At 68.2% G+C, this 13,162-nt stretch carries 8 protein-coding genes; 5 read left to right on the forward strand and 3 right to left on the reverse strand.

The window, feature by feature from the left end; translation table 11 throughout:
• The first annotated feature begins 29 nt into the window (after positions 1–29).
• Complete coding sequence (locus ACT3TD_RS05230) at positions 30–1,148, forward strand: acyltransferase family protein (RefSeq protein WP_441579111.1); 1,119 nt, start codon at positions 30–32, stop codon at positions 1,146–1,148.
• A gap of 975 nt (positions 1,149–2,123) precedes the next feature.
• Here the strand turns inward: ACT3TD_RS05230 and ACT3TD_RS05235 are convergent.
• Together ACT3TD_RS05235 and ACT3TD_RS05240 are read right to left on the reverse strand one after the other, a co-directional pair.
• Positions 2,124–3,713, reverse strand: coding sequence for a VanW family protein (locus ACT3TD_RS05235; RefSeq protein WP_301442586.1), 1,590 nt, complete (start codon positions 3,711–3,713; stop codon positions 2,124–2,126).
• Between the two features lie 199 nt (positions 3,714–3,912).
• Positions 3,913–5,145: a glycoside hydrolase family 3 N-terminal domain-containing protein gene (locus ACT3TD_RS05240; protein WP_444614812.1), complete on the reverse strand. Its 1,233-nt coding sequence runs from the start codon at positions 5,143–5,145 to the stop codon at positions 3,913–3,915.
• Between the two features lie 134 nt (positions 5,146–5,279).
• On the opposite strand from ACT3TD_RS05240, the gene ACT3TD_RS05245 reads away from it, so the two are divergent.
• The 4 genes from ACT3TD_RS05245 to ACT3TD_RS05260 all read left to right on the forward strand — a co-directional run bounded on the left by ACT3TD_RS05245 (position 5,280) and on the right by ACT3TD_RS05260 (position 11,498).
• On the forward strand, positions 5,280–5,885 hold the full coding sequence (locus tag ACT3TD_RS05245) for a universal stress protein (protein ID WP_301442584.1): 606 nt from the start codon (positions 5,280–5,282) through the stop codon (positions 5,883–5,885).
• Between the two features lie 60 nt (positions 5,886–5,945).
• The gene (locus ACT3TD_RS05250) at positions 5,946–6,140 is read left to right on the forward strand and encodes a DUF2613 domain-containing protein (protein ID WP_301442583.1); all 195 of its coding nucleotides are present in this window, start codon (positions 5,946–5,948) and stop codon (positions 6,138–6,140) included.
• Positions 6,141–6,174: 34 nt separating this feature from the next.
• On the forward strand, positions 6,175–9,834 hold the full coding sequence (locus ACT3TD_RS05255) for an alpha-(1->3)-arabinofuranosyltransferase domain-containing protein (protein ID WP_444614813.1): 3,660 nt from the start codon (positions 6,175–6,177) through the stop codon (positions 9,832–9,834).
• Between the two features lie 1,283 nt (positions 9,835–11,117).
• Positions 11,118–11,498 (forward strand): hypothetical protein, encoded by a 381-nt coding sequence (locus tag ACT3TD_RS05260; protein WP_301442581.1) that lies wholly within the window; start codon positions 11,118–11,120, stop codon positions 11,496–11,498.
• A 282-nt stretch (positions 11,499–11,780) separates the two neighbouring features.
• Here ACT3TD_RS05260 and ACT3TD_RS05265 read toward each other — a convergent pair whose 3' ends face one another.
• Positions 11,781–12,902: an acyltransferase family protein gene (locus ACT3TD_RS05265; protein WP_301442580.1), complete on the reverse strand. Its 1,122-nt coding sequence runs from the start codon at positions 12,900–12,902 to the stop codon at positions 11,781–11,783.
• Positions 12,903–13,162: the final 260 nt, after the last annotated feature.

The following is a 13,162-nucleotide window of genomic DNA, read 5'->3' on the forward strand; positions in this document are numbered from 1 at the left end:
GCACCCCCTCACACACCCCAAGGATCCACATGTCAGCCCGTACTCTCTCCTCGCCGTCCTCACCACCCTCCCGCGTCACCTGGATAGACACCGTCAAGGGTGCGGCGATCCTCCTCGTCGTTCTCATGCACGTCGCCACCGCCGCCGTCGACCAGTCCTGGTACGACCCGCGCGTGCTGGACGCCATGTCCCCGCTGCGCACCGTACGCATGCCCCTGTTCTTCGCCATGGCCGGCTACTTCTTCCTGCGCCGCGTCGACCGGCCCTGGCCGTGGCAGGTGCAGAACCGCCTCGGGCCGTTCCTGTGGCTGTTCCTGCTGTGGAGCGCCCTGTGGGCCCTGAGCGCCCAGGTGTTCCCCTGGAACGACAGCTACGACACCCTCCTGCGCATCCTCGAGGTGCCGATCGACCCCACGTACGGCCCGTGGTTCATCTACGCCCTGGCCATCTACTACGCCGCCGTGAAGCTGATGCGCCCGCTGCCGCTGTGGCTGCAGTTCGGGATCGGCGCCGTGGTGTCCCTGCCGGTCGCGTTCGGGTGGCTGGGCATCGACAACTTCGCCTGGGAGCGCACGCTCACCCACTTCCTGGTCTTCCAGTTCGGCGTCTACGGCCACCGGGTGATCGCCGCGGTCGCCGGACGTGCCAGCGTACTGCTGCTCGTCGCCGTGGGCGGGGTGTGGGCCGCGGGCATCGCCGGGGCCACCGTGACCGGTATCGGCCTGACGTCGGTGTGCTGGCTGCCGCTGACCGTGCTGGGCATGGCCACCGGCATCATCGCCGCCACCCTCATCGCCCGGTACCTGCCGTGGCTGCACCTGGACTGGTTCGGACGCAACACCCTGCCGGTGTACCTGCTGCACCTGCCCGTCATCGGCGTGCTGCTCACCGCGGACCCGCAGCTGACCTCCACCCCGCTGACCGCCGCGGGCGGCACCGTGGTGCTCACCGTGCTCACCGTGGCCGGCACCCTGCTGGTCTGGCGGGTGCTGCGCCCGGTGCCGGGACTGTTCATCGCCCCGTGGCCCGGCGAGGGAGCGAACACGCGTCCGGCGAAGGCCACAGGGGCCTCAGGGAAGTCAGGGGCCCCGGCGTCCCGGCATCCTGCAGACGACGCCCCGGTTACCGGCTCATTTCCCCGAACTTGAAGGATCATGTCAGGAAAATGAGCTAAGCATATACTTGGAGAAGTTCCACCCCCGGAAGAACTTTCCCGTCGGCCCCGTAACGATTGCTCCGGAAAAACGATAGTACGTCTGTACTGGAAGAATGCTGTCAATTTCCTTGGGGGGATCGTTGACGGTGGCCATGTGGCCACCCCCAGAGCCCGTTTCCTGCCGTTGCAGATGACCAACTGGCCTGCCTATCTTCTTGGCACGCCAGCGACGAGCGGCCGGGCCCCCCGGTTCTCTCCTCGAACGCAGGTGGACGGGCATGTCCGACAACGGTGTCTCTCAGCGTCTCTAGCCGTGGACGTCCCCGCCCCACCTCACCCCGGCCGCCGCCGCTGGCTCCTCAACTCAACAGCCGTCCACGCCCTCCCCGGGCACCGCACCCCTCAACGCCCACGCCGCACCGCTCTCTCCTCTCCTCTCCAGGTGCCGCGCGTGGAAACCGCCCGGGACCTCTCCTATAAATGGTCGTCGACGGCACATGAGAACGAGAACGATCGGGCCCGCCCCCGGAATTCCCTTCCGGTGGCGGGCCCGACCGTGTGCGGGGACGGCTGCTGGATACAGGGGCGAAGATCGAGCGTGGGATGGCTGAACCCGGGGATTCAAACACCCCACGCTCGATCTTGGCCCCTCACCGCGCCACCCACCACGGCGCTGGAGCCACCACGTCCGGGGACTTGACCGCCCATCCCCTCCCCAGGGCAGAAAAAAGGGGCCCGCGGGTGGCTGAATGCCACGCGCAGGCCCCGGAAAAAGAGCGGAAAATCAGGTCACAGACCGCCGAGCAGCAGGTGAAGAAGATCGCCGACGATACCGACAAGACCAGAAACAAGACCCATGATAGTTCTCCTTATGAGGGGTTGCCCCCGGCATTCCCGAGGACTGCCTACAAATCTAGAACTACCATGTAACCGGTCAGTTTCCTGCGCGCTACGGTCCGGTTAGAACTCAGTCCGAGCAGGTCACGATCGGTGCCGGGTCGTAGACCGTGGTCGTGGTGTCCCGCGAGACCACCGCGCCGCCCAGGTCACGCACGGTCCGGGTGTCGGTCACCGTGAAACCACGCGCGCCCGAGGACGGCGAGCAGTTGTCGCCGGAGAGCTCGATGCGCTCCGGGTCGGTGAAGTTCGTGCGCTCACCGGTGTCGGAGGAGACGTCGACCTCCTTCACCCCGCGGATGTCCACGGTCAGTGAACTGGAGTCCGCACTGGCCTCGATGAGCACCGGGGTGTCGAAGGTGTTCTTGAACTGCAGGTCGATCGCGCCCTCGAAGACCGTCGCCTCGCGTCCGGCCGGGTAGCGGCTGATGTAGTAGGAGTGCGGCGTGTGCGCCACGTCCTCCATCCCGGCGAAGTAGGAGGCGTTGTAGAGGGTGGTGGCGAACTGGCTGATGCCGCCGCCGACGGCGGTGTCGGCGTGACCGTCCTGGATGATGCCGGCGTCCACGTAGCCCTGGGCCTCGCCACGCGGGCCGGTGTAGCCGTTGAGGCTGAAGGTCTCCCCGGGCAGCACCACGGCCCCGTCGACCTGCTCGGCGACACGTCGGATGTTCACCCCGGAGTCGTCGGCGAAGCCGCCGGAGGTGAAGGTGCCGACCACGTCGTCGAAGCTGGCACGCTGCGCCATCTCGGTGGTGTAGGTGGCCTTCTCGTCCTCGTAGGTGACCTCGTGACGGCGCTCGTCGGTGTCGAGCAGCTTGTCCTCGACGGGGTCGAGGGTCTTCTCCCAGTCGATGGTCACCCCGTCCTGCGAGGGGGTGACCTGCACGTCGCGCCCGTTGATGTTGAAGCCGGCGTCGCGGTACTCCACCTCGGTGGAGCCGAGCTGGGCGTCGAGGATCTCCTCGGCGGCGTCGCGGTTCCAGTCCACGCGGAAGTCGCCGTCCTCGGGCACGAAGGTGACGATGCGCCCCATGTCCCCCGGACGCAGCACACCGTCGGTGTCGTCACGTCCGGCGAAGACCACGTCACCGTTGGTGACCTTGTCGACGACCTCGGTGACGGCCTCATCGGCGGCGTCGCGCCGGACGTCGGCCTGGGTGACGTCGGCGTCGACGCTGACCTCGCGCTGGTCGTTGAGCCAGTGGTCGCGGACCTGTTCGCGCAGCTCACCGGAGTCGACGGCCTGGCCGGGCACGTCGTCGGTGATGTCGGCGGCGCCACGGTCGTCGATGGCCAGCGCGGCGTTCTCCGGGTCGCGGGTGAGGTCCTGCTCCACGCGCGTGAGGGTGTTGTCGAGCAGCTCGTCGTTGTAGGCGCTCACGGTGCCGACCTCACGCTGCTCGAAGAAGCTCATCACCCGGGTTACCGGGTTCAGCGGCTGCTGGCCGGCCTGGTCGATCGTGGCCGCCCAGTCCACCGACAGTCCCGACTTCGCGGGGTCGATACTGGTGGACATCTCGCCGGCGGTGACCTCCACCGGGGCGCGGACGCCCTCGGCGAGCTGGTTCCTCAGCCGGGCCTCGGCCTGGTCCTTGGACATCGAGCCCACATCGACCCCGCCGACGGTCACACCGCGGGGCACGTTGCCCTCGGTCATGATCAGGTCGGTGGCGTAGAGGATCCCACCGATGCCGACGATGCCGGCGACGGTCCACACCGGCCACAGCCGACGCTTGCGCCGGTGCGTCGTGGCCTCGGGGGTGTTGTCGTTCGGGTTGCTACTGCTCACGCCCTTCACAATAACCGGAGATTATCCTGAGGCGGAACCTGAGGCGGCAAAAACCTCACCCCGGACCTCACACAGAGCACAGCCGTTCGGCGGCCTCCTCCAGCCGCGCCCGGTCGAGGTCGCCGGACTCCACGGCGGCGACGAGGCCGTCGACGGTCGCCGGGACGTCCGCCGCGGTGGACGTCAGCGGTGCGTCCGCCCCGGCGTTCAGCGCCGCGACCACGGCCTCCGGGCCGGAGTGCAGGTCGGTGATGGCCTGCATGCCGGTGAGGTCGTCGGTGAAGACGACGCCATCGAAACCGGGGCTGGAACCGGGGCCGGAACCGTCCAGCCCGTCGCGCATCGCCGTGTACGCCGCCGGGTTCAGCGAGGACGGCGTGTCCGCGCCGAGGACGTCGCCGGCGTCCAGCCCGGGGGTCTGCATGTGCCCGACCATCACGGCCACTCCGGGGATCTGCCACAGCTCGGCGAAAGGTGCGAGGTCGGCGCCCATCTCCTCGATGGGCGGGGTGGTGACGGTGCCCTCGTGGGAGTCGCCGGTGGCGTGGCCGTGACCGGGGAAGTGCTTGATCACCGGGGTCACGTCGGCGTCGAGCAGGCCGTCGACGGCGGCGCGCCCGTAGTCGGTGACGACCTGCGGGTCGTCGGAGAACGCCCGGTCACCGATGGCGTTGTCGCTGATCGACTCCCCGCCGGCGAGGTCCACCACCGGGGCGAAGTCCATGGTGATGCCCAGGTCGTGCATCTTGCGCCCGTGCTCGGCGAAGACCCCACGGACCTCCTCCGGGCTCAGGGTGTCCGCCAGTTCGCGGGCGGCCGGCAGCTCGCCGATGATCTCGCCGAGGCGTTGGACCTGGCCGCCCTCCTCGTCGACGGAGACGGTCAGCTCCCCGCCGGCGGCCGCGGCACGCTCCTTGAGTGCGGTGACGCTGCGCTCCGGGTCGCCCTGCCCGTCGAGCATGGACAGGTCGGTGGACGAGCCGATGAACATGTGGCGCACCCCGGCGTCGACGGCCGCCGCGGCGTCGTCGAAGCCGACGACACCGACGGCGAGGGTGGACGCCGCCAGCTGCGCCACGTCCTGTTCACCGTCCACGCAGGACGTCCCGGCGTCCGTACCGTCCTGCGCGTCCGGTTCCTCCGCGCCGGACGTGCCGGACGCCGCGGCGGAGGTGGGCGCCGCCGCGGTGGTCCCGGCACTGTCGGCGTCCGGCGAGGAGCACGCCGCGGTGCCGAGCGCGAGCGCGCCGGTGGCGGCGAGGGCGAGGACGGTGACTGGGGTGCGTCGGACAGCGCTCACGGGTGGGCCTCAGGCTCTCTGGATCGTCGTGGGATCGTCGGGGCGGGGGCACGGCGAAGTGTTTGCCAGGGAATTTACGGTTTCTTCACCACCGTGCCGCCATATCGCACCCCGACCGTACTACGCTCGGGGCCATGGCTAGCGAATCCAGCACAGAGACAGTCGGCACGCTCGGGTCGTTCGAGGGCGACACCGTACTCATCGCCTTCGACGGCTCCGACGAGGCCCGCGGGGCGATCGAGTACGCCGGGCGGTTCCTGTCGACCCGCAACATCTACATCCTCACCGTCTGGGAGCCGATCCACCGTCAGGCGGCCCGCACCGCCGGCATGAGCGGCATGATGCAGCACGACTGGTCCTCGGTCACCGACGACACCGAGGACCCCGCCTACTCCGACGCGGTGGCGATCTGCCGCGAGGGCGTCTCCCTCGCCGAGGCGCAGGGCTTCACCACCGAGCCCTTCCTGGTGGAGTCGGCGACGGCGATCTGGAGTGCGATCGTGGACGCCGCCCGTGAGCTCGACGTGAGCATCATCGTGGCCGGTTCCCGCGCGCTGAGCGGGTGGCGTTCGCTGCTGCAGTCCAGCGTGTCCGACAGCCTGGTCAAGCACGCCGGGCGCCCGGTGCTCATCGTCCCGCCCGTCGAGGACGAGGACGAGGACGGCACCGACACGGCGGACTCCGCCGACTCCGCCGACACGGCCTCCGACGCGGGTTCGGGCGACGCGCCGACCAGGTAGTATCATCTGGTGAATATCGCCGCCGCCCCACACGCCTCCGACCCACTGACGGGATAACCCATGCCGACCGAGACCGACTCCCAGCCCCGCCGCACGCTCGGCCCCGCCGTCGCCTCCGCCGTCGTCGGCGTCGTGCTCGGTGGTGCCGCGGCCCTGTTCGCCGGCAGCATCGCGGACTCCTCCGACCTGCCGTCGAACCAGATCGCGGTGGACGACGCGGTGATGGGCTCCATCCAGTACGGCGAGCGCCGCTAGCGGCCGCCGAACGATACAGACGATACCGACAGGTGTGACGCTCTCCCGCCGCGGCTGGGGCCTCGCCGGCCTCCTCTGGCTGGTGGTGGCCCTGCTCCAGGGACCGGGGCTGACCGTCGCCGACACCAAGCACGACCTCACGGCCGACCCGTGGGGTTTCCTCTCGCAGGCGCTGTCGCCGTGGACGGATGTCTTCCCGCTGGGCCAGCTGCAGAACCAGGCCTACGGCTACCTCTTCCCCCAGGGCCTGTTCTTCGCCCTGCTGGACCCCCTGCCCGACTGGGTGACGCAACGGCTGTGGTGGGCACTGCTGCTGTTCCTCGCCTTCGCCGGGGCACTCAAACTCCTGGAGGCCACGGCCACCGGGTCGCGCCTGTCACGCCTGGTGGCGGCGGTGCTCTTCGCGTTGAGCCCGCGCATCCTGACCACGCTGGGGGCGATCTCCTCGGAGGCGTGGACGGTGGCGCTGGTGCCGTGGATCATGCTGCCGGTGGTGCGGATCCTGGTGGCGGGCCCACGTCCGACGAGCCGGCGGGTCGCCGCCGCGGCGCTCGGCTCGGCCGTGGCGGTGCTGTGTCTGGGGGCGATCAACGCGGTGGCCACGCTGGCCGCGGTGGTGCCGGCGGTGCTGTGGTGGCTGGCGCAGGGGGTGTTCGCCGGTGGCGCGGGGGCCGCGGTGCGCCGCCGGACGGCCTGGCGTTTCACCGCCTGGTGGATTCCCGGCGGTGTCCTGGCCTGCTTCTGGTGGGTCGGCCCGCTGCTGATCCTGGGCCGCTACTCCCCGCCGTTCACCGACTACATCGAGGCCGCGGGACTGACCACGCACTGGTTCAACCTGGGTGAGGTGCTGCGCGGCACCACGAGCTGGACGGCGTTCCTGTCGACCGAGCGTGAGGCGGGTTTCGCGCTGGCCACCGAGGCGGTCTTCGTCGCGGCGACGCTGGCCGTGGCGCTGCTGGGGCTGGCAGGTCTGGCGCGCGGCGGCTTCGCACGCGGTGCCACCCGTACGCGTCCGATGCCCTTCGCCGGCACGTGGCTGCTGATGCTGGGCGCCGGCGTGCTGGTGTTCGGCGTGGCAGCCTCCCCGTTCTCCCCGGTCGCCGGCCCCGTCCAGAGTTTCCTGGACGGTGCGGGTGCGCCGCTGCGCAACCTGCACAAGTTCGACGCCCTGGTGCACCTGCCGTTGATCGCGGGGTTCGCCCACCTGCTCGGCGGGCTGGACGTCCCGCGTGAGCGTGCGGCGTGGCTGCGTCCGGAGCACAACCGGCCGGTGGTGGCGTGCACGACGGTGGCGCTGGTGGTGGCGGTGGCGTGCGCGCCGGCGTGGACCGGACGCCTGGTGCCGGAGGACGGTTTCCGGCAGGTCCCGGGGTACTGGCAGCAGGCCGCGGACTGGCTCAACGACCCGGCCAACGGTGCGGCGGACTCGCGCACGATGATCCTCCCGGAGGCCCGCACCGCCCGTCAGACGTGGGGCAACACCCGCGACGAGCCGGCGCAGGCGCTGCTGGACGTCCCCTGGGTGGTGCGCGACGCGGTGCCGTTGGTGCCGCCGGAGGCGATCCGTGGGTTGGACGGCCTGCAGCGCGAGGTCGTCGCCGAGGGTGCGTCCGGGGCGAACCCGGCGCTGGCGGACGCGATGGCGCAGCAGGGTGTGGGCTTCGTGCTGGTGCGCACCGACCTGGCGCGTACCGCGGACACCCCCGGTGCCCGGGCCGTCCTGCGCACGCTCACCGACTCCGCGGCGTCCGACGGTTTCAGCGAGGTCGCCGACTTCGGCGACGGAGGCGGCGGTGACGGCGACATCAGGATCTTCCGGGTGGACGGTACAGGCGGCACAGACGCCGCTGCGTCCGGCCCGCGTGTGGTCGACGCCGGGGACCTGGAGGTCACCGCCGGTGGGCCGGAGGTGCTGCCGCGCCTGGCGGCGGCCGACGCCGCGGCCGGACGTTCCCCGCGCGACCGGATCCTGCGCCAGGATCTGCCGGACGGTTCGGCGGACGACGAGCCGGCCGTGGACACGGTGACCGACACCCCGGCCCTGCGCGAGCACAACTACGGCAACGTCGTCGGCGCGGAGTCCGACATCCGCTCCGTCGACGACGCGCGCGACACCCGCAACCCCGCCCGCGACTACCCCACCGGCCTCGACGACTCCGAGCTCACGCAGGTCCGCGAGAGCAACGGGAGGATCACGGCGAGCTCCTCGGCGTCCGACCCGACGTCGCTCGGCGGGGCGCAGGCGTACTCCGGGCCGTCCGCCGCGGTCGACGGGGTCACCGAGACCGCGTGGCGTCCGGGCACCGGCTCGCCGATCAACCAGACGCTGACCCTCGACCTGGCCCGCCCGGTGTCGCAGATGTCGTTGGAGGCCCGCGCCGCCGGAAGCCCGGTGCGGGTGCAGGCCACCACGTACCTCGACGGGGACACCGTGGCCTCGACGACGATGCTCATCCCCGGCTACCGCGAGGCCGACGACTCCGACCGTCCGCTGGTGCTGCCCAGCGGGGAAGCCGACCGGGTGGAGCTGCGCATCGTCGGCTCGTGGGGCGATCCGGGGCTCGGGGAGATCACCCTGACCGAGATGGCCAGCGGGCAGGACGTGACGCCACGCCGCGACATCGTCGTCCCCGCCGGCGCTGCCGGTATTGATGGTGCTGGTGTTCCCGACCGGTGGGTGCTGGGCCAGGAGATCTACGAGTTCGAGCTGCGCCGCACCGTCACCGTGCCGGACGCCGGTGCGCCGGTGACCGTGCAGGTGGACTCCGACCGCTGCGCCGCCGGCGAGGACACCGTGAGCAGCATCGACGGGGTCCCGGTCGCCTGCGGGGACACCGTGCAGCTCGACGCCGGCGAGCACGAGGTCCGCAGCCGGGACCGGTGGATCGCCCTGAATAGGCAGGACGGGGCCACGACGCAGGACGCTGCGGCGTCCGGAGACAGTACAGCGTCCGGCGACCGGGTCGTGGTGACGTCCACCGCCGTCAACGACGGCCGCACCGCCGAGCTCGACGGCACTGCGCTGGACTCGGTGACGGTGAACGGCTGGCAGCAGGGTTGGGTGGTGCCCGCCGGGCTGGCCGACGACATGAGCGATGAGGAGATCACCGCCGCTCTCGACGTGCACTTCACCGCCACCGACACCTACCAGCGCTGGTTGGGTGCCGGCCTGCTCGGGGCGCTGGTGCTGCTGCTGGGGTGGGTGGCCGCACTGTGGACGGCACGGCGGCACGGCTCCCGGGCCGGCGTCAACGGCAGCCCTGCGGCGAGCACCACGGGCGATGTCTCCATCGACGCCCCGACGGGTCGTCCGCATCCTCTGGCCCGTGGCCTTCTGGTCGGAGCCGGTGTGCTGGCGCTCTCCGCCGTACTCGGCGGTGTGGCGGGCGTGGGCGCGGCCGTGGCGACCATGGCCGTCAGTCTGGCGGGTCCTGCCCTGGTCAACCGCCTGCCAGCGTCGGGAGTGTGGCCCACTGTGCGCCGAGTCGTGCACTGGGTAAGCCGTCCGACGGCGCTGGCGATGGTGTTGGGCGGGATTGCCACGGCCCTGATGGTCCGCTCCCCGTGGGGCGGCGGTGACTACGCCGGCTACTCCTGGACGGTGCAGCTGCTGTTCCTCGCCTGCCTCACCGCCACCGCCTGCGGGCAGATCCCCGTCAAGCAGCCTCACCATCGGGGCGCGCCACCTACGTGATGGCTACTTGATAGCTACTTGATAGGTCGGATGACAAGTAGCCTCCCACCGTGACCTGCGACGACAGTTCTACTTGATAGCTACTTGATAGATCTATCAAGTAGGATCCGGAAGCGCCTACGCAGTGACGCCGCCCATCTGGAACTGCAGCGCGCTCCCACGAGCCTCTGTATCCCGACAAAGGATCAAGCCAGAACAGTCACCACCCCGCTGGTCCCGACGGCGCCACTCTCTGACCCGCCATGTCGACACCACCATGGTGTCGCCGGGGAGTGAAAAGCGACTTGTCCCAACTCCGCCAAGTACACCAGCGCAGATACCCGAGTTCATGACTCAGGCAACGACGGTTGAGCATCTCCTGCGCGGCACCCGCCATTGCCACCGTGAGCCGGCCGGTGACCCCTACCGTGCCGTTCACGCCCAAGACAGAGATCAGATCGATGTAGAACTGTGATGATATTCTCCTGGCTTTTATCCCGTAGCGTTCGATACGATAACTTCAAGACTTTCACGAGGAACACTCCCGTCGAAGTCAGCCGCAGGATCTCCGCGGCGGCGGTGAGCATCACCGCAACCGCTGCCCCTCGACCTAGCAGCAATGACCCCGACCATCCCGTGACAAACGCAAGTCAACCGCGGACCGATGGATATTCCGCTCGGCAATCAGATCGCAGAATTTCCGATCCCTTAAAGAACGGGCACAATGAGTTCACTACTACTCGCACTGTTGGGTACGCTGATAACACTGCCCCCAGTGATAGTGCTCATCATCTGGAGCAGAAAGAAGAGGTCTCGACGTGATAACCCAGGCGATGTACCGAAGATGAATTTCTTCGACGACTGGGTTGGTGGACCTACTCCGCCAAGGCACTTCGAGGTAGGCCAGCCTTTTCCGGAGAAAATCGAAGAGACCCGGGAACGAGAATGATAAGATCAGCTAGACCGTCACACGACGAGACCAGGTTCCACTGGCCGGCGCAGCTTACTTAAACTGAATGTACAGTGCCCCTATTTTCGCCCCTGTTTTCGTCAATCCCCAAGCCAACCGACGGCTGGACGTGACAGGCAACATTATATTCGCTAACTAGAGAGTGTCAGATACAGCCAACGAACCGAAGCATGCTGGCGACACTGCCGCTGCCCCTCACTGAAGAAAATAAGGCAGGAATGGCGAGGACCCGGACGGGCGCGACCCTTGGGTCACTTACGGTACCTACGGCGCCAGTCATGGTTCCCCTGGGGCCACAGCTCGGGGACGCCTTCGCAATGAGGCGACGACATGAATGCCCGAGCAGCTAGAGACCCCGCCCAATACCGTTTCAACTAGAAGAAATATAGGTGGAATACCAATGGAAGACCTGAAGATATGGGGGATATTCACTGTCACAGTGTATGCGATTGGAATTTTAGTCGTACTATTGATAGTCGAGAAAGCTTCGAACTGTCCGATAAGTCGACAGATTGCGGAGGCTACATTCTTCAACTTCTCGATCGCCCTCTTCATTCCTACTTTCTTCTGCATATTTACAGAAACGTCACTTCTGGCATATTTCGGTCTCAGCCTGGGTATTTTTCTGCTATTCACCCTAGCTCGTTACCACGTAAGCTTGACGGCAATTCCGCCATCGCCAAAGTATTTATGGAATGCAGAGATATTGCTTTAGAAATACATTTCCGGTAAAGTGTCTCGGTAACTCCCGAAGAATCAGTATCGCCGACCTACATATTTCGATATCCTTAAAATTTCAACCATCCACACAGGCGCATGGTTGGTTGACGCCGGAATTGAAAGAAACGGAAGAGCGAATCTCCGACAAGCATCGAGAGCTCCTCGTCGATAGTAAAATACAATCCGCCCACGCGCAGTTCCCGGAAGTACCGCATACCAACGAAAGATAGGCCGCAAACGCGGCGCCCGTCGGCGACCTAGTCGGTCACCCCGTCGGTCACCTGGTGGCCCGCCCCTGCCACCACCGGTTCACCGCCCGGCGCGCGGGGTCCTCCACCAGTGCGTAACTCAGCGCCGCCACGGGAATGGTGAGCACCACCGTCGCCACGAGCACCAGCAGCATCTCCCCCTGGAACAGTCCGATCCCCAGCAGCGGGAACACCAGCGACAACATCGCCATGTGCCACAGGAATATCGAGTACGACCACCGGCCCAACGCCTGCATCACCGCCGAGTCCAGCACCCGCGACGCAGGCGCCACCGCCCACGGCACGATCAGGCACGCGGCGAAGACCAGGCCGTAGAAGTTACGGCGGGCGAACTCCCCGTCCCCCGCCGTCACCAGGCCCTCCGGACCGTCCAGCGCGGCCACGAGCACCGCGAGCACCGCGAGCAGCAACCACAGCCACCGTCGCCGCGCCCAGCGGCGCACGGCGTCCACCGTCCTCACGTGGCACCCGCCCGCAGCGTCCTGCAGCCACCCCTCCAGCTCCGCGGCGAGCAGTCCCACCCCGAACCAGGACAGGAACGCCCACGGCATGATGTGCGCGTTGACTGCCGCGTCGTGCCACGCGACGAACGGCCAGACGTAGCTAAGGCAGCCCACCGCCACGATCGCCGCCACCCGCACCCGCCGGGTGCGGCGTCCCACCGCCAGCGCGAGGACCGGCATCAGCAGGTAGAAGAACATCTCCACGCACAACGACCACAGGTGCGTGAGCCCGCCGACCAGGCCGTCCGGCACGTAGTTCTGCAGCAACAGCAGGTTCGCCACCGTCGCCACCGGGCCCGGCGCCCCGCCCTCCGAGGCGACCGGGAACAGCAGCAGGACGACGACCACCGTCACCCAGTACGCCGGCAGGATCCGCCCCAGACGTTTCACGTAGTACGCCCCCCACCTGGTCTCCGCGGCGTGGCGGCGCCACAGCAGGAACCCCGACAGGGCGAAGAACACCGGGACGAAGAAGTCCAGGCGCGCCATCATGCGGTTGACCAGCCCGCCGGTGTCGTTGCCCGTCTGGAAGGCCACATGGGCGACGATGATCCCCAACGCGGCGACCGCGCGCATCCCCTCCAGGGCGGGGAGGAAGGATTTCCGGGACCGGATCGACTGGCTCATCGCCGATCAGGTTACCGTGGACAGGACGGCCCGCGCGCCCGTCCCGTCGGTGAACCCCGTCACCGGCGCCGGATTCCTGGCGTGTCCCTCCACGACGCCGTAGTTTCAGCAGGTAAAGTAGCTGTGGATTCCCCGCTCGTTGACGTACACCAGGACAGGAACCAGACCCCCATGAAGAAGGTCTTCTCCCACCTCGCCATCATCCTCGGCGCCGCTCTGCTGGTCATCGCGCTGGCACTGCCGATCAACGTCCATCCGAA

This window comes from Corynebacterium sp. AOP36-E1-14, assembly GCF_052377495.1.
GTDB lineage: Bacteria > Actinomycetota > Actinomycetes > Mycobacteriales > Mycobacteriaceae > Corynebacterium.

Excerpts from the sequence above, each read along its gene's own strand:
- ACT3TD_RS05230 (WP_441579111.1), top strand. The coding sequence starts at position 30 with ATGTCAGCCCGTACTCTCTCCTCGCCGTCCTCACCACCCTCCCGCGTC.
- ACT3TD_RS05235 (WP_301442586.1), bottom strand. The coding sequence starts at position 3,713 with ATGACCGAGGGCAACGTGCCCCGCGGTGTGACCGTCGGCGGGGTCGAT.
- ACT3TD_RS05245 (WP_301442584.1), top strand. The coding sequence starts at position 5,280 with ATGGCTAGCGAATCCAGCACAGAGACAGTCGGCACGCTCGGGTCGTTC.
- ACT3TD_RS05250 (WP_301442583.1), top strand. The coding sequence starts at position 5,946 with ATGCCGACCGAGACCGACTCCCAGCCCCGCCGCACGCTCGGCCCCGCC.
- ACT3TD_RS05260 (WP_301442581.1), top strand. The coding sequence starts at position 11,118 with ATGCCCGAGCAGCTAGAGACCCCGCCCAATACCGTTTCAACTAGAAGA.
- ACT3TD_RS05265 (WP_301442580.1), bottom strand. The coding sequence starts at position 12,902 with ATGAGCCAGTCGATCCGGTCCCGGAAATCCTTCCTCCCCGCCCTGGAG.